Below are 24,453 nucleotides of genomic sequence, written 5' to 3'. Positions count from 1 at the left end.
TGTCAGTGGGCCAGTTCGGCCAGCACGTGCCGCGCGTACGCCGCACCGTTCGCCTCGAACTGGAGGGCCACGTGACCCGCAGCGCAGGTCACGTCGCGCCAGGCGCGTTGCACCGGGTTGTCCTCGCCCTGGCCGCGCGCGCCGCTGGCGCGGAAGATCCGTTCGATCGCCGTGACGAGCAAGTCCATGGCCACGGCGTAGTCACGTGAGTTGCGGACCAACAGGTCGGGCTCGACCGCGCCCGCGTCGGCGGTGGCGGCGGCTCGTTCGAGCAGCAGTTCGGCGGCGTCGGTCTCCGCGGCCGACCGGGCGAGCGCCAGCCGCACGGTCTCCCTGTCCCTGGTCGCCTTGCCGTTGATCTCGGTCTTCGTGGCGATCACCGCCGCCCAGTGGCTGGTCGCGGCCCGGACCGCGCCGAGTGCGGGCGCGACGAAGGAAAGCCCGTTCACCGCCTTGAAGGCGACGTTGTGGCACGGTGCCGCGGCGTCCACTCCCTTGCCCTGCCACAGGTTGTCGCCGGGAAAGGACGACGTTTCGGGCACGAGCGCGCCGTCGAGCACGATCGTGTTGCTTCCGGTGGCACACATGCCGACGTTGAACCACGTGTCCTCGACCGTGTAGTCGTCGCGGGGCACGGCGAAGTAGCGCAGCTCCCCGTGGTCACCGCGGTCGCTGGGCACGACACCGGCGCACAGTGCCCAGTCGGAGAAGTCCGCGGCGCTGGTGCGGGGCCATTTGCCGGACAGCAGGCAGCCGCCGTCGACCGGGGTGACGACGCCGGACGGCGTGATGGCGCCGACGATCCTGGTGTCCGGGCTCGAGCCCCAGATCCGTTGCTGGCCCGCTTCGGGCAAGTACCCGCACATCCGGCCGAGGGTCGCGTACAGCGCCGCGCACCAGGATGCCGACGCGCAGCCTTCGCCGACGACCGTCACCGCGCTCAGGTACTCGCCGAACGTCCCGGCGTCGCCGCCCCACCGCCGGGGCACGAAGTGCCGCGCGAAACCGGCGTCGACCGTGGCGAGGACGACCTCCTCCGCGAGCCTGCGGTCGGTTTCCGACTTGGCCGCGTTCGCCGCGGCGAGGGTCCGCACTCGGGTGACGGCATCCAGCCTCACTGTGCCCGTCCTCCCTGCGCCCGTCCTCCCTGTCGAACCAGGTCGGCGGTCTCACGCACAGTGGCAGGCACGCATTCGAGCAGGGTCACCCCGCCGTCGCGGTGCACTGTGGACCGCACGGTCAGACCGGCTGTGCTGATCACGTCCAGCCAGTGCGCGCGGTCGCGTTCGCGGCCGCCCAGCAGGACGAGCATGCGCAGGTCGAGCATGGTGAGCATGGCCTCGTCGCCGTTCTGGTCGACCACCCGGTCGGCGATCAGGATCCGGCCGCCCGCGCCGGCCGCGTCGGCGCAGCGGCGCAGGATCCGCACGGCGTCCTCGTCGCTCCAGTCGTGCAGGATGTTGGACAGCACGTAGACGTCCGCCCCGCTGGGCAACGCTTCGAAGAAGTCCCCGACCACGGCGGTCGCCCGGTCGGCGAGGCCCTGCGCGGCGAGGTACCGCTGCCCCTCGGCGACGGTCGCGGTCTGGTCGACGAGCACGCCGTGGATGTCCGGACTGGCGTGCAGGATGGCCGCGAGCAACGCGCCCGTACCGCCGCCGACGTCGACCACGTGCTTGACGCCCTCCCACGAGTGGCCCGCGACCACCTCGCCGAACCACGGGGTGTGGTCGGCCATCACCTCGTCGAACGACGGTTCCATGTCCGGGTTGGCGACGATGTCCGCCCAGAACGGCAGGCCGAACATGTCCGCGTAGGACGGGCGGCCAGTGCGGACCGCCTGCAGCAGCCCGGCGTTCGCGCTGTCGATGCGGCCTCCCATCCCCTCGAGGTCGAGCCGGGTGCGCCTGCTGCCGGGGTGGGCACTGAGCAACGGCGCCCCCAGGTCGGTCAGGCCGTACGCGTCGGGCTGGGGTTCGCTGAACACGCCGCGTGCCACCAGGTAGCGCATCAGCCGGGCGAGCGCGTCGGCGTTCGCGTCCGACTTGGCCGCGAGGTCGGCCACGGTGGTGTGGCCTTCGGCGATGAGGTCGGCGATCCGCAACGTGGCCGCGACCCGGATCGCCCACGGCGTGAGGATGTCGGTCAGCCGCATGAACTCGGCTCGGGTGTCGGCGTTCATTTCGACCCCACTTTCCGGTCACCTCACGCGAACCGGTCGGCCCTGTGATGTCCCCGAGAACACTCGCAGCCCGCACTGGATGTCCTCTAGAGGACGGAGACAGCCGGCCGCGCTCCAGCGATCCGACCAGTCCCGCTCCAGCGGCCGGTGCCACGATGGGTTGGCTACGGGGGCCCGCGAGCAGCAGGAGACGACATGGGTCAGGCACCGTCGAGTGGAGGCTCACGGTGCCGACAGAGGAATGGAAGAAGTCCTGTGCTCCCCGGCGGCCTGGGGGACGCCGGGGAGCACAGGCCGTGGCGGTTACGCCGTCTGGGGCGCGGCGACTCTGAAGGACCCGGGCAGGGCCGCCGCGGCGACGATCCCCACTATCGCGGCTGTCACGACGATCCAGTACGTCGCCGCGAAGGCCCCCGGTACGTCGGTCGTGCCCGTCAGGTTGGCCTGCAGGGTCACAGCGGCCAACGCGATTCCGAGCGAGCCGCCGAGCTGGTTGAAGATGAACAGCGCCCCGGTCGCCCGCGCCATCGCGGCCGGGCCGACCGCCTGGAACATGAACGCCATGGTGCCCGGGATCGCCACGCCGATGCCGAACCCGGTCACGCCGAGCGCGACCGCGAGCAGTGCCTGGCTGGTGTCCGGCCCCACCCACGTGTAGACGTACATCCCGGCCGCGACGAGCACCAGTCCCAGGGACGTGGTCAGTCGTGCGGTGTACTTCGTCGCCAGCTTGCCGACCATGAGCGACCCCAGTGCGCCGACCAGACCGGACGGCACGAGCAGCAGGCCGGCGTGCACCGCGTCGAACACCCGCGCCTGCTGGTAGTACAGCGGCGTCAGGAAGAGCAACGTGTTGGCGACCCCACCGATCATGAACATCACCACGGCGGCAAGGGTGAATCCCCTGTTGTGGAACAGTTTCAGGTCGATGAGGGGTTCACGTGCGGTGGACAGCGCGTGCACGACGTACCCGACGAGCAGCACGACACCGAGGACCGCCGGGATGGTCACCCGCGCGTCGCCGAAGTTCCCCAACCGGGCCGCCGTGGTGAACGCGTAGACCAGGGCGGCGAAACCGGGCGACAGCAGCACGAGACCCAGCACGTCGAGCTTGCGTTCGGCGGCGCCTTCCGGCCGGTCCGCCGGGACCGTGAGCAGCGCGAGGACGATCGCCACCACGCCGATCGGGATGTTGACGAAGAACATCCAGCGCCAGCTCACGAGTTCGATGAACAGGCCGCCGAGGACCGGGCCGATCACCGGGCCGATCACGAGCGGGATGGAGATCAGGCCCATCGCCTTCGCCATCAGGTTCGGCGGGGCGGCGCGGCCGAGCATGGTCTGCACCACCGGCACGATCATGCCGCCGCCGAGACCCTGCACGACCCGGGAGAAGATCAGGCTCTCCGCCGACCACGCGGCGCCGCACAGGATCGACCCGGCCACGAACAGGGCCACCGAGACCAGCCACATGGTCCGGCCGCCGAACCGGTCGACCGCCCAGCCGGAGAACGGGATGGCCACGGACACCGCGAGCAGGTAACCGGCGGTAACCCACTGGATCGTGGCCAGTGGCGAGGAGAACGTCGAGGTCAGTGTCCTGATGCCGACGTTGACGATGGTCTCGTCGAGTAAGGCCATCAGCATGCCGAGCAGCAGGACGGAAGCCATCCGCAGGAACGCCGGATCGAGCTTCGCCGGTTCGCGGGCTCGGTCGGCCTCACTCGCGGTCATGTCGACACCACCCAGAGTGCTTCCTCGTTCGGGTGAAAGTGCGGTACCAGTCGTTCGCATCGTAGCAGCTTCGTGCTTATGCATGGATACTCTGGGTGACTCTTTCCCTGTTTCAGCAGCTCCGACGCTCGGACTTGCGGCTCTCGCGACTGACGATCCATGTATGGTCATCCAACGACACGGTCGAGGGGAGATGGCTCGATGACCCCGGCTAACCGGCCCGACTCTCGGAAAGAGACCTCACTCTGGCAGAGTCTCACCACCCTGACCACTCGGGTGAACCAGGCTCTGGACACCCGACTGGCCCGTACGCACGACGTGCTGCTGACCGAACTGTTCGCGCTGCTCGCGCTCTGCGAAGGGCACCCGACGGGCACGCGGATGCAGGACCTGGCCGACCGGCTGGGGCTGGAGCAGTCGTCGGTCAGCAGGCTCACCACCCGGCTGCAGCGCAAGGGCCTGATCGAGCGGGTGAAGGACGACCACGACCGCCGGGGCGTCTACTGCGTGGCCACCCCGGCGGGCCAGGAACTCGCCACGACCGCCCGGCTGACCCTGGCCGAGGCACTGGGCGAACTGCTGGACGTGGCCGCGTTCGACGAGCACACCGCAGCGGTGGTGGCCCGCCTGCGGTACTCCGGCCGGCCCGCCGATCGTCCGATGGCGACCAGCGAGGAGACATCGTGAAGGCATCTGTTCTGGACCAGTCGCCAGTGACCGAGCACGGCAGCCCGGCCGAGTCGCTCAGCAACACCATCGACCTGGCCAAACTGTGCGACCGGACCGGGTACACGCGGTACTGGCTGGCCGAGCACCACGGCTCCCGGCCGTTCGCCAGCCCCGCCCCGGAGATCATGACCACCCGGGTGGCGTCCGCGACCGAGCGGATCATCGTCGGCCCCGGTGGGGTACTGCTGTCGCACTACCACCCGCTGAAGGTGGCCGAGCAGTTCCACGTGCTCGAAGCCCTCTTCCCTGGCCGGATCCACCTGGGCATCGGCCGCGCGCCCGGGGCCAACGGCGGCGGGTCGAGGGCGCTGCGGCCGGACATCGACCAGGCCGGGCCGAACGGCTTCCAGGTCCGGCTCACGGAGTTGCAGGCCCTCATGGGCCAGGCGGAGTTCCCGGCCGACCACCCGTACCGCCAGCTGCACATCATGCCCACGGTGGACCGCACCCCACCGATCTGGCTGCTGGGGACCAGCCCGACGTCAGCCAAGCTGGCAGGCGCGCTCGGCCTGCGGTACATCTTCGGGCACTTCGGGAGCCCTGGCCACACCCGGACGGCCATCAACTCGTACCACGAGCACTTCCGGCCGAACGAGCACGTGCCCGCTCCGCAGGCCGCCGTGGGTGTGGGGGTGTACTGCGCGGACACGACCGAACAGGCACACCACGTCTTCTCCACCCAGCTGTTGTTCCGCCACCGGATGAACCGCAACCAGCTCGACCCCATCCCCGCTCCGGAGACGGCTCTGCCGCTGCTCGCGGACATCCCGGAGGACGGGGACACCACGCCGAACCCGGCCCGCAGCGACTACGAGTGGCCGCGGTACTTCGTGGGAGACCCCGACCAGGTGTCGAGAGCGCTCACCGACATGACCGGGGAGCTGGGCGTGGACGAGATCGTCGTCCTCTCGACGATCTACGACCACGCCGCGCGGCTGCGGTCCTACGAACTGCTCGCCAAAGCACTGGGTCTGGGGACCTGATCACCCCCGCTGTCAGCCGACCTGGACGGCTTCGCCCGCCAGGACGACGTCGGTCACGTACGGCTCACCGGTGACCACCTCCAGCACCGGCGCGAGCAGGCTCCGGAACCGCGGATCCTTCAGCGCCCGGTCGAACCGTTCCTGATCCGTCCACTCCGCGACGTTGAAGTAGACGCTGGGGTCCTTCCGCGAGCGCAGCAGCCGGTAGCGGATGATGCCGTCCTGGGCGCGCATGAAGTCCGCGACTTTGGCGTAGCGCTGCTCGAGCTCCGCCGCGGATCCGGTCAGCACGAGGCGGTTGACGAACACGACCATGTGTTTCCCGCTTTCTCTTCAGGCCGGGGAGGGCGCGAGCGCCGGGTAGTCGGTGTAGCCCTTGGCACCGCCCGCGTAGAACGTGGCCGGGTCGGGCGCGTTGAGACCGGCCGCCAGGCGCAGGCGGTCCGGGAGGTCCGGGTTGGCGAGGAACTGCTTGGCGAACGACAGCAGGTCGAACCCGTCCGCCAGGTACTCGGCCGCGGTCGCGAGCGTCTCGTCCACCGGGCGCAGGCCGGTTCCCGGGTTGAGGACGACCAGGTTGGGCCACCCGGCGCGGATCCGGCGGGCCAGGTCCCGGTCGGTTCCCGTCACCAGGTGCAGGTACGCCAGGTCCACGTCGGCGAGCGCACGGGTGAGCCGCAGGTAGACCTCGGCGAAATCGGTCTCCTGGATGTCGTTGAGGAAACCACCGGGGGAAAGCCTGATGCCCAGCCGGTCCGCGCCCGTCTCCGCGGCCACCGCGGTGGCCACCTCGACCGCGAACCGGATCCGGCCCGACACCGTGCCGCCGTACCCGTCGGTCCGCCGGTTCGTGTGCGCGGACAGGAACTGGTGGATCAGATATCCGTTCGCGGCGTGCAGTTCCACCCCGTCGAAACCGGCGGACACGGCATTGCGCGCCGCCGCGGCGAAATCCTCGACGGTCTGGTCGATACCCGCCTGGGTGAGTTCCCTCGGCACCGGGAAGTCCTTCTTCCCGGCGTACGTGGTCGCCTGCCCCGCGGGACGGACCGGGGACGGTGCGACCGGGTGGTGACCGTAGAGGTCCGGATGCCCGATCCGGCCCCAGTGCAACAGTTGAACGAAGATCCGCCCGCCCGCGCGGTGGACCGCGTCGGTGACCTCGCGCCAGGCCGCCACCTGGTCGGCCGAGTGGATCCTGGCCATGTTGGTGTGGCCCTGACCGGCCTCGCTCGGGATGGTGGCCTCGGTGACGATCAGGCCCGCGGCGGCCCGTTGCGCGTAGTACTCGGCGTTCAGCGGGCCCGGCACGCCGTCCCGGCCGACCCGGCAGCGCCCCATCGGGGACATCACGATGCGGTTGGGCACGGTGAGCCCGCCGAGTTCGACCTCGTCGAAAAGGGTTCTCATGATCGCTCCCCGGTCGGTGTCAGCCGATGTCGTCGTGACCGTCATGCGCCACATGCCTGGACCGCACCAGCCAGGTGCGGTCGTGCCGAACCAGCACGTCCTCCCCCGTCGTGCTCAGGTAGATCGACGGCCGGCCGTTCTTCGGCGTCTCGATGACCAGTGCGTAGTACCTGGTCCGGACCGAGTCGTCCGGCTGCGCCTCGGCGACCACCATGCCGAACCAGTGCCTGCGGGTGGCACCGGTCGCGGCGATCCGGTCGATGCCCCGGCGCATTCCCGTACCGATCTCGGCCCGGCCGATTTTGGGGACCGGTTTCACGTTCTGCGAGAACACGCCGTCCGGGGTGAACTGGTCGGCCCACGCCTCGGCCAGCCCGTTGTCGAGAAGTTGTGCGTGTTCGGCGTAGAACTGCAGGATCTCCGTGTATGTCCGCGGCGTCACCGGGATGGTGACGGACTCGGCGTACGAGGTCACGAGTTGCCTCCAGCGATGTGAGCCCTGTGCCGACAAAGGTGCTCGCGACCGCTGGAGGCGAAATAGTGCATAGGTAAGCTGGTGGTGTTGCGCGAACGAACCTCCGGCGACGTGTTCGCTCTCCGTCAAGTACTGCGGGGAGAAGGTTGCCAGCAAGTCCCGAGTCTGGTTTCGTGGTAACACGGCGGAGCAGGGCAAACGCGGACAGCAGGGTTCGCGTCGACATCGATCTGCTACCAACCACCCGGCGTCGCCGTCCGCTCGGTTCGGGACCCGGAGCGCGCACCGTGCTTCGAGCGTGTTCAGCCTAAGGGGAGAAGGCCGTGCACACAGGTGATGTCCGAGGAAGCCCTCCGGTGGAGTTCCGAGTACTCGGTCCACTGGAGGTGTTGGCGGACAACAAGATCCTCCCGTTGCGTGCCGCGAAGCAGCGCATCCTCCTCAGCCTGCTGCTGTTGCGAGCCAACCGCACCGTCTCCGCGGACAGACTGATCCACTACCTGTGGGAAGAGGAGCACGCACCCGGCGACGGGCGGGCGTCGCTGCAGGTCCACGTGACCAGGCTGCGCCGGTTCCTCGACAGCTGCGTCCAGGACGGCAGGTCGCTACTGCGGACCACCACCGACGGGTACCTGATCGAGGTGCCGTGTGAGCAGCTGGACCTCAGCCGGTTCGAGGCGGCGTCCGCCCGTGCGGCCGCGGACCGCGAAGCGGGCGACCACGCGGCCGAGCTCGCGGCGATCGTCGACGCGCTCAGCCAGTGGCGGGGCGAGGCGCTGGCACAGGTGCCGTCCGACACGCTGCGCCGCGACGAGGTCCCCGCGTTGGAGGAAAAGCGGCTGCAACTGACCGAACGCCGGTTCGACATCGAACTGCAGAACGGCAACCACGACGGCATCGTCGGAGAGCTACGCGCCTGCGCCGCCGACAACCCCATGCGCGAGCGGCTGTCGAGCCAGCTGATCCTCGCCCTGTACCGGTCCGGCCGCCAGGCCGAGGCGTTGGCTCACTACCGGGAGATCGCCACGCGGCTGCGCGAGGAGCTGGGTGTCGATCCCGGCGTCGAGCTCACCGCGCTGCACCAGGCCATCCTGACCGCCGCGCCCGAGTTGACCGCGCCGAGCCGGACCGCGAGGGCGGGCCGGGAGGACACTCGCCAGCTCTGGAAGGTCCAGTGCCAGCTGCCCGCGGACACCGGTGATTTCGTCGGCCGCATCGACGTGCAGGAGCAAGCGCTGGCCATGCTCCAGCCCGACGAGCCGAACTCCGCCGTCCCGATCGTCACGCTGACCGGGTCGCCCGGTGTCGGCAAGACCGCGCTGGCCATCCACCTGGCCCACCACCTGCGGTCGCGCTACCCGGACGGCCAGTGGTACGTCCACATGGGAGGGGCGAGCGGCACTCCGCGCAAGACCGTCGACGTGCTGCCCGAACTGCTGCGCGCGTCCGGCCTTGACCGCAGCACGCTGCCCGAGGACCTCGACGCGTGTGCGGCCATCTTCCGGTCGTGGCTGGCCGACCGGCGGGTCCTGCTCGTGTTCGACGACGTCTACAACACCGACCAGATCAGGCACCTGCTCCCCGGCACCCCTGGCTGCGCGGTGATCGTCACCCGGCGCGCCAACCTGTCCGATCTGGTCGCGTTCCACGGCGCCCGGCCGTTCGCACTGGACGTGCTCTCCGTCGACGAGTCCAGGACGCTGCTGACCAGCATGTTGGGTGAGCGCCGGGCGGCAAGCGAATCCGTCGCCATCACCGAGCTGATCCGCCTCTGCGCACACCTGCCGCTGGCGCTGCGGATCGCGGGTGCCAGCCTGGCCGCGCGCCCCCACCACTCGGTCGCCGACTACGTGACCGAGCTGCGCACCGGCAACCGGCTGAGCGCCCTCGCCGTCGGCTCGGAGTCGCGGGCCGCGATCCGGGTGGCCTTCGAGCTGTCGTACCGCGAGCTCCCGGCCGCGGCCCGTCGGCTCTTCCGCTGGCTGGGGAGCATCCCCGGCAGCGACTTCACGGTCCCGCTCGCCGCCGAACTGGCCAACGTCGGAAACGACGAAGCGGCCATGCTCCTGAACACGCTCGCCGACGCCCACCTGGTCGAGACACACGCCGTCGGCCGCTACCACTTCCACGACCTGCTGAGGCTGTACGCGGTGGAACGTTCCCGCAACGAGGACGAAGCCACGGAACGCGACGAGGCGACCCACAGGCTCTGCAAGTGGTACCTGTACACCGCTGACGCCGCTGTCGAGGCGTACCACTCAGGGATCGTACGTATGCGGCTGCCGGAAGCGCCGCTCCAAGAGCGGGTACAGCAGTTCGCCGGCAGCCGCGAAGCCCTGACCTGGCTCGACCGGGAACGTCCCAACCTGGTCGCGGTGGTGGAGACCGCCGCCAACCACCGGCTGTTCAAGATCAGCTGCCTGCTCACCGACACCCTCCGGGTGTACCTGCACCGCGAACGCCGTTACGCCGACTGGGTGCGGGCGGCCGAGGTCGGCCTGCGGGCCGCGCTGCGCCTGGGCGACAACCGGGTGATCGGCGCCATGCGGCTCGGGCTCGGCCTGGCCTACCAGGGATTCAACCGGCTCAAGGACGCGAGCGAGCAGATCGACGAGGCCCTGGAGCGGTTCCGGGAGGTCGGCGCGGAGGACTTCGAGGCGACCACGCTCAACGCGGCCACCATGGTCCGCCTGCAGCAGCCGACGCTGCGCATCGACGACGCGTTGCCCATGCTCGAACGCGCACTGGAGCTCACCCAACAGCTCGGGCTGCGGCTCACCGAGGCGCAGACCCGCCGCAACCTGGGCATCGTGCACCACGCGAGCGGCCAGTTGACCGAGGCGATCCAGGACTTCAGCCAGGCCAACAGGATCTACTCGGATCTGCACGTCCGGCCCCCGCTCGCGGAGATCCTGGCGCGGCTGGGGATGGTGACGCTGGACCTGGGTGAGCCGGCCACGGCACTCGGCTACCTCCAGGAGGCTCTGGCGCTGAGCGAGTACCTCGACTCGCGCTACGACACGGCCGTCTGCTACCAGGGCATGGCCGCCGCGTACTGCGCCGAACACCAGTACGTGCAGGCGGAGAAGTACATCCACCAGGCACTGGGGCTGGCCCGTGAACACGGGTTCCGAGCGGTGGAGATCAACTCCGCCAACATCCTCGGCACGGTGCAGCTGCGGACCAACCGCCGCGCGCTGGCGGAGGAGACCTTCCAGCTGACGATCGATCTGGCCCGCCAGGTCGAGCACCCGCAGGGTGAGGCCACGGCCCTGGTCGGCCTCGCGCTCACGCACCTCGAGCAGAGCTCGTACCACGCGAGCATCGGCTACGCGCAACACGCCGTGCGCACCACGACACATCCCGGTTTTCGCCTGGTGGAAGGCAAAGCGTTCATCGTGCTCGCCAGAGCCTGGTACCAGCTGGAGGAACACCACCGGGCCACCAGGTTCGCCAACCAGGCGCACGAGATCTTCGTGGCCGGCGGGTACGTGCCCGGCCAGGAGGAGGCACAGCAGTTGATCGACCGGATCGCCCTGCGCGTGAACGGGTGACGCGTCAGGCGCTGAACCGGGGCAGCACGTGGTCGGCGAACAGCCGCATCGTCCGGATGGACTCCGCCACCGGCTGGTTGCCGGAGATCACCTGGAGGCTGAGGGTGACGTCGCCGAACCACCCCCGGATGGTCGCCACCTTCTCGGCCACCTCGTCCGGGCCGCCGACAAGCACCTTCGAGCCGGCGACCTGCTTGTCGAAGTCGCTGGTGCGCACCTTCTCGACCACCTGCCGGTAGCCGCGGTAGTCGGCACTGCTGGTCCGCGACCAAGCCGCCACTGCCCGCGCCATCACCGCGTTGGTGTGCCGGGAGTACTTCCCGCCCAGCCGCCGCGCCTCCCGGTCGTCCTCGGCCAGGTAGCAGGTGTAGCTCATGTGGACGTCCTGAGTGGACGGATCGTGGCCCGCCGCGTCCCACGCCGTCCGGTAGACGTCGAGCATGTGCTGGACCTGGTCGACCTTGTTGATCGACGGCACCATCATCAGGCCGTACCCGGCGGCGCCTGCCGCCTCGCACGACTCGGGCGTCCGTGCCGTCGCCACGAGCATGGGCGGGTGTGGCCGCTGGAACGGCCTGGGCAACAGGGTCACCGGGCCGAACTTGTGGTATTGCCCGTCCCACACCACGTCCTGCTCCGACCAGAGCCTGCGGCACGCCTCGACACCCTCGGTGAACCGGGAGCGGCTTTCGTCGATGCAGACCTGGAAAGCCTCGAACTCGTCGGGCAGGAAGGCCCGGCCGAAGCCCACGGAGAGCCGGCCGTGCGAGATGTTGTCCAGCATCGCCAGCTTGCCCGCCAGCTGCGCCGGGTGGGTGAAAGCGGGGATCACGGCACCGGTGACCAGCCGGATGGTCGACGTGCGCGCGGCAGCCGCGGCGAGGAACGTCACCGGGTCGGGGCTGTAGCCGCCGTACGGGGTGAAGTGGTGTTCGACCGTCTTCACGTGGTCGTAGCCGAGTTCCTCGGCGAGTTCGGCCAGCCGCAGGCACTCGTCGAAGTGCTGGGCCGCGGGTTTCTCCGCCGGGCTCACCGTCGGGAACAGGTTGATGCCGAATCTCATGCCGCGCTCCCTGCGCTGGAAGGTGGTCGCTCCGCGTCGTTCAGCGTGCGTTCGAGCAGACGGGTGGTGTTGCGCCGGAGCGGGAAGTCCGGGCCGGCGATTCCGTTCGCCACGACCAGTTCCGTGACCCGGGCGGCGACCAGCGCGAGCCGGAGACCCGCGAACACCTCGTAGAAGGTCAGGTCGGCCACGGCGCGGCCGAGCAGCTCGGCGTACCGGGTGATCGTCGCGGCCCGGCCGGGCAGCCCGGCCAACCGGGTGGCGCCGATTCCGGCACTCAGGTGCCTGTCCAGGTAGAGGAACCACCCGAGATCCACCTCGGCGGGCCCGTGCGACACCATCTCCCAGTCCAGCACGGCCGTCGGGGTGACGTGGTCGAAGAGGATGTTGCCCAGCCTGGCGTCCCCCCACAGCAGGCCGGACGGCAGTGAGTCGTCAGGGCGGTTGTCCCGCAACCACTCCAGCGCGGCCAGCACGACGGGCGAGTCCGCCGAACGGAAGAAGTCCAGCTGCTCGGCATAGGAACGGAACTGGCTCTCCCACCAGTTCCCGTCCACCATGGCCAGGCCGAGTGCCGTCGGCCGCACCTTGTGCACCAGACTCATCGTGGCTATCCCGTTGTCCCAGAGCACCGCCCTGTCCTGTTCGGACAGTTCGGCTACCCAGCCCTTGCGGTGGTACGACGGGAAATCAGCGGGCACGCGGCCGGGCACGTATCCCATGACGAGAAACGGCCCGCCCAGCGGCTCCGGGTCCGGTTCGTAACCGTACACGCGGGGCACGGGCACCTCGCTGTGGTCGCGCAGGGTCGTCATCACCTTGGCCTCCTCGGCCAGGCGGCTGGTCGGGTAGACCTGATAGGACGGTGTGGCGATCCGGGCGACCATCCGCCGCGTCCGGTTCGCCCAAGCAGCCTCGAAAACCAGCGTCTCGTTGGCGAAACCCGCGCCCGGCGGAGCGGTCAACGCGCCGACGGTCACACCGGCGCCACCGGCGACGTGCGTGGAACACCACTCCGCCAGTCTGCGCCGAGTGATGTCGGGATCGCGTTGCTGTGGCACGGCCATGGTCCCGATCCTGCCGAACCAGGACTGGAGGCAGGATAGAAACAAGCTCTGGTCACTGGCGGTGACGCACCTCGATCTGTTTTCTACCAGCCCTCCGCAGGCGGGCGGGATCGTCAGAGCCATGAGTCCGTCCGGCGAGCTCCACGAGGTGGCCGAGGGCGTGTTCGCCTACGTGCAACCAGATGGCGGGTGGTGCCTGAACAACGCGGGCATCCTGGTCGGTGCCGACGCCGTGACGCTCGTGGACACCGCGGCCACCGAACAACGTGCCCGAAACCTGCGCTCGGCGATCGCGACCGTGACGCCACTGCCACCCAGGATTGTGGTGAACACGCACCACCACGGCGACCACACCGGCGGCAACTTCGTCTTCACCCCATCGGCCACAGTGGTCGCGCACGCGGCCACGCGAACCCAGGTGCTCGAGAAAGGCCTGGGGCTGACCAAGGTCTGGCCGGACACCCACTGGGGTGAACTGGTCGTGTCCCCACCGACGCTGACGTTCACCGACCGGATGACCTTGCACCAGGGCGACATGGTGGTGGAGCTGAGGCACATCGGTCCGGCGCACACCACCAACGACGTATTCGTGTGGCTGCCCGCGCAGCGCGTGCTGTTCACGGGCGACCTCGTCATGTCCGGGTGTACACCGTTCTTCTTCATGGGCTCGTTGCTCGGTTCGCTGCGGGCGGTCCGGGCACTGCGGCGGCTCGGCGCCAAGACGGTCGTCTGCGGCCACGGCCCGGTCTGCGGACCCGAGGTGTTCGACGTGAACGAGACGTACCTGCGGTGGGTCCACCAGCTGGCCAGGGACGGGCTGGCGGCCGGGCTCGACCCGTTGACCCTGGCCATGCGGACGGACCTGGGCGAGTTCGCCGCCCTGCTGGATCCCGAGCGGCTGGTGGCGAACCTGCACCGCGCCTACGACGAACTGCAGGGCAATCCCCCGGGCAGGTACCTGAGCTCCGCGCCCGTCTTCGAGCAGATGCGGGTCTACAACGGCGGACCGCTGACCTGTCTCGCGTGACGCCCGCTTCGAGTGTCCGGCCCCACCAGAGCAAGGAGGAACAATGATCCGCGACTCGCACACCGGCGTTGTCCCGCTCACCCCCGCGCCGTTGATGGAGATCGCCAACGGCTTCCGGATGGCCAAAGTGCTGTCCGTCGCGCTGGAGATGGGTCTGTTCGACACGTTGAGCGGCACCACTGGGACCACGCCGGACGAGTTCGCCGCCGACGCGGGGATCTCGCCACGGCCCGCGAAGATGCTGCTGATCGCGTGCGCCTCCCTCGGCCTGCTGGACAAGCGGGACGGCCGGTACCACAACTCGCGGCACGCCGAAGAGTTCCTCGTCTCGGGGAAGCCCTACTTCTTCGGCGACCTGATCCGGTTCGTCGACCGTCGCGAGTACGACGGCTGGGGAAGGCTCGAGGAGGCCATCCGCCGCAACCGTCCCACCACATGGGACCCGGACGCGGCGGACACCGTGTTCCTGCCCGGGGACGAGCAGATGCTCATGATGTTCTGGCGGGCGTTGTTCTCCGCCGCCACGTTCACCGCACGTTCGGTGGCGCTGTCGGTGGACTTCAGGCCGTACAAGCGACTGCTGGACGTCGGCGGAGGCAGCGGTGCGTTCAGCATCCAGCTGTGCCGGATCCACCCCCATCTCACAGCGACGGTGTACGACCAGCCGTTCGTGTGCGAGATGGCGGACAAGAACATCGCCGAGGCCGACATGACCAGCCGGGTGACCAGCTTCGCCGGTGACTTCTTCGAGGAAGACCTGCCCACCGGCTATGACGTGGTGCTCCTGTCGGACATCCTGCACGACTGGAACCCCGAACAGAACCTGACGATCCTGCGCAAGTGCCACGCGGCCCTCGCCCGCGACGGCGCCGTCATCATCTCCGAGGCGTTCGTCAACGACGAGGGCGACGGCCCGGTCGGTGGCGCGATGGCCAGCCTGAACATGCTGGTCGAAACGACCGAAGGCGCCAACTACAGCCAGCGGGAGTACGAGGACTTGTTGCGACAGGCCGGCTTCGCCCGGTTCGACCGAATCGGCCTGATCCTCGACACGGCCGGGTCCAACGGCCTTCTGGTGGCCCACAAACGGTAGAGGAGCGAAGTCATGACAGCGGTGTCGACACGACGGTTCACCACCCACAAGATCACCGTGTCGGCCCCGGCCGACACGGTCTACGGCTTGGTGGCCGACGTACAGCGCTGGCCGCAGGTCTTCCCGCCGACCATCCTGGTCGACCACATCGACCGGGCCGACACGCACGAGCGCATCAGGATCTGGGCCACGGCCAACGCGACGACCAAGACGTGGGTCTCCCGGCGCACGCTCGACCCGCTGGGCAGGGTGATCACGTTCCGGCAGGAGGTTTCCAGCCCGCCGGTCGCGTCGATGGGCGGCACCTGGTTCATCACCGAGACCGCGGCAGGCCAGACCACCGTGACCCTCGAACACGACTACACGGCGATCGACGACGCTCCGGAGAACGTGGCCTGGATCGACCAAGCCATCGACCGCAACAGCCACGCCGAGTTGCGGGCGCTGAAAACCGCGGCCGAAAAGGCAACCCATACCGTCTCATTCGCCGACAAGGTGACCTTCGAAGGCTCAGCGGAACACATCTACGACTTCCTCCACCGAGCCGACCAGTGGCCCCGACGCGTCCCCCACGTGGCCCGCGTGGTCCTCACCGAGGAATCCCCCGGTCTGCAAACCCTCGAAATGGACACCCGCACGGCCGACGGCGCGACACACACCACGAAATCGATCCGGGTCTGTCTCCCCCATCACCTGATCGCCTACAAACAACTGGAACCACCCGCCCTGCTCACCATGCACACCGGCCGATGGGAGATCGAGGGCAACACCCTCACCGCACAGCACACCTACACCATCAAGCCCGAGGCAGTCAGCACGATCCTCGGCGACCAGGCAACTATGAGCGACTCCGCGGAATTCGTCCGCAAGGCGTTGAGCGGGAACAGCACCGCGACCATGCGACTGGCGTGCGCGTACGCGGCAGAGAAAGGCAATGCGCGTTTAGGTGGCTGGTAGGTTGGCCGCGGCGGGTCCGGCGATACCGGTCACCAACCGACATAACTCGTCCGACGGCAACGGGCCGAGGACCACGACCAGCAACAGTTCGAAACCTCGGGTTGTGTCCGCGTTGGCGAACGGGCGGTGCACGATCCGCGCCACACACGATCGAGCGCCGTAACCACCCGCCTTGATGAAGGCCTCCCGGCCACCGAAGCGGGTGGGGCGGCCGTCGTCGGTGGTCAGCGTTCCACCCCGGTCGAAGACGACCAGGAGGGTGGCGGGGATGGTGGTGCTCTTCCACCTGCATTCCCAGTCGCCGAACCCGATCTCCGGACGTCTCGCGTCGATGCCGGGAAACTGGCTGAGTGTGGCGTTGTCGACCAGCGAACAGGCGTCCACGCGCGCCAGCGACGCGGTGTCCGCCGGGTGTGCCCGCTGTGGGAAGACTCCGTTCGACAGGACTGCCAGTGCCCTGGACGTGGCCGTGTCGGCGATCGCGCAGAGGTCGGTCGATTCGGGTTGTTCCTCCCGTGCCCTGAGGACGACATGGGTCCGGTCGACGAGCAGGATCGTCCGGCTGCACTCGTCGTCGGCAGGCAGGTGGCGAACGACGGTGAGCGGCCCGTGTTTCTCGGTCTTGCCAGGGAAGATCCGGCTCGTGGTCGCCGGGTCCAACTGGACGATGACGTCGACGTCCACGCCGGTGTGGGTCCGCACGAGCACGTAGCACTGGTTGAAGTTGCCGTGGCCGGCGTCCCGGCCGGCTTCACCGAACCGGGCCAGCTCGGCGGGGTTGGCCAGCGCACACGGATCTGCCGTACGCGGATCTCCGATGGTGAACGCTTCCGGTGGCGAGGCAGGTGGTGATCCGGTTGGCGCGGATGCCGCCGTCAGTCCCATCAGCACTGCGATCGCCGCCAGTACCGCACCCGCGACGACCGGAACCCGCCGGTCCTGGCGTTGCGGGTGGACGACGACGTCCTCGAACATCTTCCTGGCTCGGGTCGCGTCGGGTCGCTTCGCCGGGTTGGGGTGCAGCAGCGCGGACAGCACCGGTGCAAGCGCTCCGCCGCGGCGAGCCGTGGCGATGTCGCCATTCGCCGCGCGGCGTACCAGCACCAGTGGGTTGTCCGCAGTGCCGACCGGGGAAACACCTTCGACCGCAGCGAACAACGTGGCACCGAGGGAGAAGACGTCCGATGCGGGGGTGGCGTCCAGTCCGTTGGCCACTTCGGGGGCGAGGTAGCCCGGTGTTCCGGCGATCGCGCCGCTGCCCGTCAGGGTCACGTCGCCGTGGTCCGCGCGCGAAATCCCGAAATCGCTCAACTTGGCCCGGCCGTCCTCGGTCACGAGCACGTTGCTGGGCTTGACATCGCGGTGCACCACGCCCGCGGCGTGCACCGCTTCCAGTGCACCAGCCAGCTGCGCGCCGATCCGCGCGACCTGGTCGGGGGGAAGCGTGCCACGGCCGGCCAGACTGCGGGCGGGAACGTATTCCATCACCAGCCACAACTCGTTGTCGTGATTCACCAGGTCGTACAAGGTCACCACGTTCGGATGATCCACCCGTGCGACCAGTTTCGCCTCACGCCGCACTTGCCTGGCCCGCCCGGCATCCCGCACACCATCCGCGGACAACGCGCGCTTGACCGCGACCACGCGGTCCAACTCCTCGTCGGACGCGCGCCAGACCACCCCCATTCCCCCGGAACCGATTCTTTCCTCCAGCCGATAACGGGTGCCGATCAACTCACCAGTACGCACGACCCCTCCCTCGGCATCACCCGCGATGATGGTGGGCATCGTCGGTTCCCGGCTGAACAACCGCCAGGCACCGGGAAACAGCAGCCAGTCTGCTGCCAACGCACTCCGGCATCAAAGGCTCCATCCGGGCGACAGCACGCCCGAATTGCCGAACGGCGAACACATCCGTGGTGTTCGCCGTCTTCCCGTCCACATTCCGTGCACCAGGCCGAATGAGTCAGAGGTGAAGGGGTCGGCTCGGATGCCCGGATGGCACTACGGCCGGGGAGCCGCGGTGCCATCCGGCTCGCCGGTGTCAGCGAATGGTGACCTGGTACTCGACGCCACCGACGTCAATGGCCGCCGCGGGAGCCGACTGACCGTTCTCCACGGGCGCGAACTGGTTGACGCGGATCACGTGGGATCCCTTGCGCGGTGCCGTCGTCGTGCTGAACACGAGCTTCATTTCCGGGCGGGTGCGCGGCGCGAGCCGGATGCCGTAGAACCTCGCCTGCCGGAAGTCGCTGATCTCGAAGCTGTAGGTGCCGACTTGCCTGACGCCGGTGGCCCGGCCGCCGCCCTCACGCCAGCGGCTGTAGACGGTCGGGCCGAGGTCGATCACCAGTTTTCCGCCCGCCGCGGTGAAGCCGTTGCGCGTGTCGGTGAATGCCAGATCGGTCGAGATCTGCGCCGAGCCGGGGTTGCCGATCGCGTACGGTCGCACCTCGGGCTTGCCCGCGAACAGGTCGACCGAGTCCACGTTGCGCCAGGCGAGGTTGTTGTTGCGCTGGGTGTTGAGCACGGTGTTGACGCCCTCGGGGAAGGACATCGGGTCGTTGGCCGACTCCCAGCGGGCGAGCAGGCAGAAGTGGCCGGGGCCCGGCACACCGTTCCACGGGATCATCACCGTGGTGACGCCCGACGCGGCGACCGGGACATCGAAGGCCGCGCCGATGCTCGTCCAGTCGCTGATCCAGCCGGTGCCGCCGCCCGGGGTCGAGCGGAAGACCTCCAGGTTGCCGGTGTCGGCACCCGAGCCGTACGGGCCAGGGCTGTTCAGCTTGACGAAGATGTAGTTCGTCTGACCGACTTCGGGGTTGACGCTGGTGGGGCATTCGGTGGAGGTGGGACAGACCTTGATGTCGGGGCTGGTCCACACCGAGTTGCCGTGCGGCTCGACGCCGGCGTCGCCGACGTAGTCACGGATGTAGACGTCGGTGTCGGCGAGGATGCCGGACTCCGCCGCGCCGGCCGACACGCTGAGCAAAGGGGCCACCAGGGCTGCCACCGCGGTGACCAGCAGGCCCCGCCGTTTTCTCGGGATCATGGGTTTTCCTTCCAGGTCAGGGATGTCGGGCTACAGCGGCAGGCCGGTGACGCCCTGGATCCACGGGCGGAAGTGCGGCACGTCCATGTAGATCGACGGGGCGACCGCGCACGTGGAGCCGCCGCCGGACCGGCTGGTGGCGCCGACCAGCTGCCAGGCGCCGCCGACGGTCTTGACCTGGGGGCCACCGGAATCGCCGTAGCAGGCACCGGCGACGCCACCCGGGTTGCTGGTGCAGATCTCCTGCGCGGCGTTGACACCGGCGCAGCCGCCGTCGGCGACGATCGAGGTGTTCAACTGCTGCAACTGGATCGGCGCCCCGCAGCCGCCGGGCGACGGGCAGGTCTGGCCCCAGCCCATGATCCGGGTCGAGGTGCCGACCGCGCCGGAGGACGCGGCGATGACGATCGGCGGGTACAGCGCGTTGACTGTGGTCAGACCGATGACTGCGATGTCGTAGGAGGGGTGGGTGGTGATCGAGGTGACGCCGACCACCTGCCCGCCCGTGGTCCTGTTGCTGCTGCCGACGCGAGCCTGGATGCTGCCAGGCGACTTGCCGACGACGCAGTGCCGCGCGGTGATCGCCCACTTGGCGTGCACCACGGAGGCGCCGCAGAAGTGGCTGCCGCTGAGGTTCTGCAGCGACACCGCGAACGAATAGGCGGGTGCCGGGGAGCCGCCGACGACGTCGGGCTGATACGCGATGCCCTTCTCGTCGGGTGGTGCCGGTGCGGCAAGGGCGGGGGCTGTGGAAGCGAACCCGACGGCGGTGACCGCGATGAGGGCAGCGGCCAGCGAACGCAACATCATCGTTGCCATTCCTTTCCAGGGCTTCGGTCGCGAAGGCAGGGACGGACCGTGACGGAAAGTAACTCCGTGGCCTCGGAAAACACAAGAGCGCGACCGATTTTAGACCCTTCGGCAGCATTGACCACCGGCTTACGGGCCTACATCGCGTATCACGTTCAGCCCTGTCTCCACTGGTCTGAAAGGAAGCTCGATTCGGCGACGACGTTTTCGCAAAACGCCGATTCACGCGCCGATCCCCTTCCCAGAAATCACACTGTTCGGATCAGCGAACGCATGATTTCCGCAACGAAGTCCCCAGCGGAACGACGGCCACCTCCGCGCATTTCCTTGACCTCGCCTTTGGTTGATCACGCGGGAATTGCGCGGGCAGCGCAAGATGGGAGGCTGCGGTTGCCGAACTCGTCGGCGTCAGGAGCCTGTGGCTCGCAGGTAGGTCAGGACGGCGAGCACGCGCCGGTTGGTGTCCTCGGTGGGCGGTAGGTCGAGCTTGGCCAGGATGTTGCCGACGTGCTTGCCGACGGCCGCCTCGGTGATGACCAGCCTGGCCGCGATCGCGGCGTTCGAATGGCCTTCCGCGACCAGGGCCAGGACCTCACGTTCACGCGCCGACAACCAGGCCAACGGGTCACGCCGACGGACCAGCAGCTGACGGACCACCTGCGGGTCGACCACCGTCGCACCCGCCACCACCCGTCGCAGCGTCGCGACGAAGTCCTCCACGTCGACAACCCGGTCCTTGAGAAGGTAGCCGACCCGCACCCCGTCACCGGAGTCCAGCAACTCGGCGGCGTAGCTGCGTTCCACGTACTGGCTCAACGCGACGACCGCCAACCCCGGATCGGCCCGCCGCAGCTGCACGGCGGCCCGCAGTCCTTCGTCGGTGAACCCCGGTGGCATCCGGATGTCCGTGACCACGAGGTCCGGCCGGGTTCGAGCGACGGCCGCCGTCAGCGCGTCCGCGTCGCCGACCTGAGCGATCACCTCGAAGCCGAACCGCTCCAACAGCCCAGCCAACCCGGCTCGCAACAACACGCCGTCCTCGGCGAGCACGACTCGAATCAATCGCACGGCAACTCCACGCGTACCACGGTCGGACCACCCGGCGGGCTGGACAACAACATTCGCCCGCCCACGACAGCCGCACGGTCGGCCAGCCCGGTCAACCCGGTTCCCCGCCCAGGATCCGCGCCGCCGACACCGTCGTCCCGAACCTCCAGGACAAGTGCGCCAGGCCGTCGGTACGCGGAGACCGTGGCCTCCGCCGCGCCGCTGTGCTTGGCGACGTTGGTCAACGCCTCGGCGACGACGAAGTACCCGATCGCCTCGACCGGGGGCGGGCAGGCGGTCGGGGATCTCCGTGCGCACGCCCACCGGAATCGACGCGCGGTCGGCCAACTCCCCCAGCGCCGCGGGGAGTCCGCGGTCGGTGAGCACCCTGGGGTGGATGCCGCGAACGAGCTCGCGCAGCACGGTCATCAGTTGCTTCGCCTCGTCGTGCGCGGCGGTGATCTCCGCGTGCGCGGGCGAGTCGGGCAGGAGGTCCACTTTGGCCAGTCCCAGCCGGAGGGTGAGACCGACGAGCCGCTGCTGCGCGTCGTCGTGCAGGTCGCGCTCGATGCGCCTGCGCTCGGCTTCGAACAGGTCCACCAGCCGGGCCCTGGACTGCGCCACCTCGACCAGTTCGGCGCGCACCGGCGCGTTGTCGTCACGGAGCAGCGCGCGAGCCACCGCGCTGTGCGCCGCCGCGAGCAGGGCAACCGGGTACGGGGACAGCACAAGCGCGACAACACCTGCCGCCGCATAGAGAATCGCCGCGCCCACGGTGTTGACGGTGGTGAACCCGAGCGTCACCACGGACGTTCCGCCCACCAGCAAAGGCGACCCGACCAACAGGACAAGGAACAGCAGCAGACCACAGGTGGCCGCGGACATCAAGGCACCGACCGTCACCAACAGGACCAGGTAGGCAACGGCACGCCAGGTCACCGGGTCGGCGTACTGCATCCGGCCACGCGGCGGGTCGCCGAGCACGCGGCCGTCGACCAGCCGCAGCCGACGTCGTTCCAGCCAAGCCACCGGCGTCGCCACCCACGGCAGCACCGCGCCGAGCAGCAGGCCGCCGACGAGCACAAGTACCAGCACCCACGTCCACGACAACGGCGTCGGACGCCCCAGTCCAAACGCCGCCAACAGCCACGGCGCGGCCGGGATGGCAAGCGGCATCAGCGTCATCCCCGCGACCACAGTCGTGCCGAGCACGTGACCGTACGCGCGCCTGCCTCGCGTTCGCTCTCGCCTGGGTGGGCATGATCGGCGCGTGGGCGCTTGGTTTCTCGTTGGTGAGTCCGTTGGTGCAACTGCCGTTCGCGTTCGCGCCCGCAGTGGCGGCGTGTTGGACGGTCAGGTGGGCGAACTGCCGGGATGGGTGCCAGCCGTGACCGTGATCATGACGATCCCGATGGCCGTGCTGTCCGTTTGGGTGCTGGCCACGGGACGGTTGGCAGCACCAGCAGTCGAGCCAGTGACTCGGTCTGGTGTGGACAGTCAGCGTGGCGGGTGCGGCGCCCCCATCCGTCGACGTTGCCATCCAACTTGAGAACCCTGTAGCATTTTGACACTGTGACCACATCGTCGACGCCAGAACAGTGGCTGGCTGTGCGAGAGTCGCTGCGGCAAGCCGGTGATCGGTTCACACGGCTGCTGTCTTCGGTGAGGCAACCGGAGGCGCCTGCCGTGGGCACATGGTCGGTGGCCCAGACGGCCGCACACGTCGCGGTCGTGGCCTCGTCCTACACCAGCTTGCTGCCCGCGATGACGAAACCACATCCGATCCCCGGCGTCGACACACGGATGAGGCAGACAGCTCTCGACGAACTCGGCGGGTTGAACGAATACACGCTGCAACACCTGACCGAACGCGATCCCATGGTGCTCGCCGTCCGGGTCGGCAGCGCCGTCGAGCAACTGCTGGCGATCAGCGACGACCTCGATCCCCTGCGGCGGGTCGGCTGGCTCGGCGACGCCCAACTGCCCATCGCCGGGTGGTATGCCCACCTGCTCAACGAACTTCTCTTGCACGGACGGGACATCGCCGGTGCGGTCGGTGCGCCGTGGGCCATTCCGCAGCGCGACGCGGCCATGGCCTTCGAGATGTTCCTCGTCACTCTGCTCAGCGGCGACACCGGACGGCTCCTGGAGCACGAACCTATGTCCCGCTCCCGGATCGCCATCCGCTTCCGGTCCCGCTACACCACGCCCGTCACGTTGGTGGCGCAGGACAGCCGGATGGGGGTCGAGCCTCCGGACAGGACTGCCGTCGACGCCACGCTGTTCTTCGAACCAGCGGCCCTGATGCTGATCCTGTTCAACCGCCTCGGCAAGGTGCGCTCAGCGCTCACCGGCCGGGTCGTGGTCTGGGGCCGCAGGCCTTGGCTGCTCCCAGCATTCTTGCGGGCCGTTCGTTTTCCGTGACCGCCTGGCCCTCGTGACTGGGGCCCAGGAAGGGGAATCTTCCCTGGCTCTTAGGCTGCTGTTCGTGATGTGCGGTTCGGCGACCCGGTACCGGTCGCCGAACCAGAGGTGTCGGCATGGCGTGACAGTCTCACCATTCACAGTTCGCGGGACTAGATCGGCTAGGTTTTGGCGTACCCGTGCTCGACGATCTGCTGTGCCCGCGCGGCATAAGCTTCGTCCGAGGCGGGTGTCTCGGTGGCCAGTCCGTCGACGTACCGGTTGAACATGCAGAACGCCGCCGCGATCAACACCGTGTCGTGGATCTCGAGATCGGTCGCCCCCGCGTCTTTGGCTGCCGCGACGCTCGCCGCGTCGACAGCACGGCCGCCTTGCCGAACCAGCAGCGCGATCGCCAGCAAAGCCTTGAGTTTGTCGGAGATCGGCGCGTTCCGGTAGTCGTCGGTCGCCGCCCGCACGAGTGGCAAGCCACCATCGAGCTGCGCTGCCGCGAACGCCCCGTGCGCGGACGCGCAGAACTCGCATTCGTTTCCGTCGGACACCACGGTGGCGATCAGCTCCCGCTCACCCCGGCTCAGTGTGCTCGGGCCGCGGAGAAGCACGTCGGCCAATTCGCCCAACGGTTTGGCTGTTTCCGGGCGGTACTCGAACAACCCGATGATCCCGGGCGACTCGGAATCCAGCTTGATGTGCGGCACATGACCTCCTGGCTGGTTACATTTCCGGTAACGACCTCCGGCCAAGGAGAGTACACGGTGCCGGTGCCGTGGTCCCCGCGTTCAGGTGGTCGAAGGCCGGGCGACGATCCCGATGCGGCACAGCAGCCCACCAGCTCTCTCACCG

20 protein-coding genes and 1 pseudogene are annotated in these 24,453 nt (G+C 68.8%); 7 read left to right on the top strand and 14 right to left on the bottom strand.

The genetic code is table 11. The features are described 5' to 3' along the window. Positions 1-2: 2 nt before the first annotated feature. From ALI144C_RS37780 to ALI144C_RS37770, 3 genes are all read right to left on the bottom strand, one after another. Positions 3-1,118: an acyl-CoA dehydrogenase family protein gene (locus ALI144C_RS37780; protein WP_076991993.1), complete on the bottom strand. Its 1,116-nt coding sequence runs from the start codon at positions 1,116-1,118 to the stop codon at positions 3-5. After that, entirely contained in the window at positions 1,115-2,182 is a 1,068-nt protein-coding gene (locus tag ALI144C_RS37775) for a methyltransferase (protein ID WP_076991992.1), read from the bottom strand. The genes ALI144C_RS37780 and ALI144C_RS37775 overlap by 4 nt, the downstream gene beginning before the upstream one ends. A gap of 303 nt (positions 2,183-2,485) precedes the next feature. Next, positions 2,486-3,916, bottom strand: coding sequence for a DHA2 family efflux MFS transporter permease subunit (locus ALI144C_RS37770; protein ID WP_083753737.1), 1,431 nt, complete (start codon positions 3,914-3,916; stop codon positions 2,486-2,488). A 276-nt stretch (positions 3,917-4,192) separates the two neighbouring features. Here ALI144C_RS37770 and ALI144C_RS37765 point away from each other — a divergent pair, with 276 nt between their 5' ends. Beyond that, positions 4,193-4,603, top strand: coding sequence for a MarR family winged helix-turn-helix transcriptional regulator (locus ALI144C_RS37765; protein WP_202819147.1), 411 nt, complete (start codon positions 4,193-4,195; stop codon positions 4,601-4,603). Continuing rightward, positions 4,600-5,628: an LLM class flavin-dependent oxidoreductase gene (locus tag ALI144C_RS37760; protein WP_076991990.1), complete on the top strand. Its 1,029-nt coding sequence runs from the start codon at positions 4,600-4,602 to the stop codon at positions 5,626-5,628. The genes ALI144C_RS37765 and ALI144C_RS37760 overlap by 4 nt, the downstream gene beginning before the upstream one ends. A 12-nt stretch (positions 5,629-5,640) precedes the next feature. Here ALI144C_RS37760 and ALI144C_RS37755 read toward each other — a convergent pair whose 3' ends face one another. Genes ALI144C_RS37755 through ALI144C_RS37745 form a run of 3 tightly spaced genes read right to left on the bottom strand, consistent with a single transcriptional unit; the run spans position 5,641 to position 7,513 of the window. Continuing rightward, positions 5,641-5,943, bottom strand: a complete 303-nt coding sequence (locus ALI144C_RS37755) for an antibiotic biosynthesis monooxygenase family protein (RefSeq protein ID WP_076991989.1) — start codon at positions 5,941-5,943, stop codon at positions 5,641-5,643. 18 nt (positions 5,944-5,961) lie between these two features. Next, positions 5,962-7,038 (bottom strand): oxidoreductase, encoded by a 1,077-nt coding sequence (locus ALI144C_RS37750; RefSeq protein WP_076992078.1) that lies wholly within the window; start codon positions 7,036-7,038, stop codon positions 5,962-5,964. Positions 7,039-7,057: 19 nt separating this feature from the next. After that, the gene (locus ALI144C_RS37745) at positions 7,058-7,513 is read right to left on the bottom strand and encodes a nuclear transport factor 2 family protein (protein ID WP_076991988.1); all 456 of its coding nucleotides are present in this window, start codon (positions 7,511-7,513) and stop codon (positions 7,058-7,060) included. Between the two features lie 356 nt (positions 7,514-7,869). On the opposite strand from ALI144C_RS37745, the gene ALI144C_RS37740 reads away from it, so the two are divergent. After that, positions 7,870-11,067 (top strand): AfsR/SARP family transcriptional regulator, encoded by a 3,198-nt coding sequence (locus tag ALI144C_RS37740; RefSeq protein ID WP_076991987.1) that lies wholly within the window; start codon positions 7,870-7,872, stop codon positions 11,065-11,067. A gap of 4 nt (positions 11,068-11,071) precedes the next feature. Here the strand turns inward: ALI144C_RS37740 and ALI144C_RS37735 are convergent, their stop codons facing one another. Beyond that, positions 11,072-12,130, bottom strand: a complete 1,059-nt coding sequence (locus ALI144C_RS37735; RefSeq protein WP_076991986.1) for an LLM class flavin-dependent oxidoreductase — start codon at positions 12,128-12,130, stop codon at positions 11,072-11,074. Continuing rightward, positions 12,127-13,197, bottom strand: a complete 1,071-nt coding sequence (locus ALI144C_RS37730) for a phosphotransferase family protein (protein ID WP_076991985.1) — start codon at positions 13,195-13,197, stop codon at positions 12,127-12,129. The genes ALI144C_RS37735 and ALI144C_RS37730 overlap by 4 nt, the downstream gene beginning before the upstream one ends. A 121-nt stretch (positions 13,198-13,318) precedes the next feature. Between ALI144C_RS37730 and ALI144C_RS37725 the strand changes: the two genes are divergently transcribed. Genes ALI144C_RS37725 through ALI144C_RS37715 form a run of 3 tightly spaced genes read left to right on the top strand, consistent with a single transcriptional unit; the run spans position 13,319 to position 16,274 of the window. Further along, on the top strand, positions 13,319-14,224 hold the full coding sequence (locus ALI144C_RS37725; protein ID WP_076992077.1) for an MBL fold metallo-hydrolase: 906 nt from the start codon (positions 13,319-13,321) through the stop codon (positions 14,222-14,224). A gap of 43 nt (positions 14,225-14,267) precedes the next feature. Beyond that, the gene (locus ALI144C_RS37720) at positions 14,268-15,317 is read left to right on the top strand and encodes a methyltransferase (RefSeq protein WP_083753734.1); all 1,050 of its coding nucleotides are present in this window, start codon (positions 14,268-14,270) and stop codon (positions 15,315-15,317) included. Between the two features lie 12 nt (positions 15,318-15,329). Then, positions 15,330-16,274: an aromatase/cyclase gene (locus ALI144C_RS37715; protein ID WP_076991984.1), complete on the top strand. Its 945-nt coding sequence runs from the start codon at positions 15,330-15,332 to the stop codon at positions 16,272-16,274. On the opposite strand, the gene ALI144C_RS37710 is transcribed toward ALI144C_RS37715, so the two are convergent. The 5 genes and pseudogenes from ALI144C_RS37710 to ALI144C_RS58010 all read right to left on the bottom strand — a co-directional run. Continuing rightward, entirely contained in the window at positions 16,260-18,023 is a 1,764-nt protein-coding gene (locus ALI144C_RS37710) for a serine/threonine-protein kinase (protein WP_168211452.1), read from the bottom strand. The two genes, ALI144C_RS37715 and ALI144C_RS37710, sit on opposite strands and share 15 nt — an antisense overlap. 295 nt (positions 18,024-18,318) lie before the next feature. After that, positions 18,319-19,329: a hypothetical protein gene (locus tag ALI144C_RS37705; RefSeq protein ID WP_076991982.1), complete on the bottom strand. Its 1,011-nt coding sequence runs from the start codon at positions 19,327-19,329 to the stop codon at positions 18,319-18,321. A 30-nt stretch (positions 19,330-19,359) separates the two neighbouring features. Then, positions 19,360-20,139 (bottom strand): S1 family peptidase, encoded by a 780-nt coding sequence (locus ALI144C_RS37700; RefSeq protein WP_076991981.1) that lies wholly within the window; start codon positions 20,137-20,139, stop codon positions 19,360-19,362. Between the two features lie 408 nt (positions 20,140-20,547). Further along, complete coding sequence (locus ALI144C_RS58015; RefSeq protein WP_076992075.1) at positions 20,548-21,198, bottom strand: response regulator; 651 nt, start codon at positions 21,196-21,198, stop codon at positions 20,548-20,550. 381 nt (positions 21,199-21,579) lie between these two features. Continuing rightward, positions 21,580-22,362 (bottom strand): annotated as a pseudogene (locus ALI144C_RS58010) (sensor domain-containing protein); the annotation flags it as partial. 396 nt (positions 22,363-22,758) lie between these two features. On the opposite strand from ALI144C_RS58010, the gene ALI144C_RS37680 reads away from it, so the two are divergent. After that, positions 22,759-23,610 (top strand): maleylpyruvate isomerase N-terminal domain-containing protein, encoded by an 852-nt coding sequence (locus tag ALI144C_RS37680; protein WP_076991980.1) that lies wholly within the window; start codon positions 22,759-22,761, stop codon positions 23,608-23,610. Between the two features lie 161 nt (positions 23,611-23,771). On the opposite strand, the gene ALI144C_RS37675 is transcribed toward ALI144C_RS37680, so the two are convergent. Continuing rightward, positions 23,772-24,308 carry a carboxymuconolactone decarboxylase family protein gene (locus ALI144C_RS37675; protein WP_076991979.1) on the bottom strand — a complete coding sequence of 179 codons (537 nt, stop codon included), beginning with the start codon at positions 24,306-24,308 and terminating at the stop codon, positions 23,772-23,774. Positions 24,309-24,453: the final 145 nt, after the last annotated feature.

The sequence above is a fragment of the Actinosynnema sp. ALI-1.44 genome (genome assembly GCF_001984155.1).
Taxonomy (GTDB): domain Bacteria; phylum Actinomycetota; class Actinomycetes; order Mycobacteriales; family Pseudonocardiaceae; genus Kibdelosporangium.
Note: the sequence above shows the minus strand (reverse complement) of the source record. Positions and strands in the feature narration are given on the sequence as shown.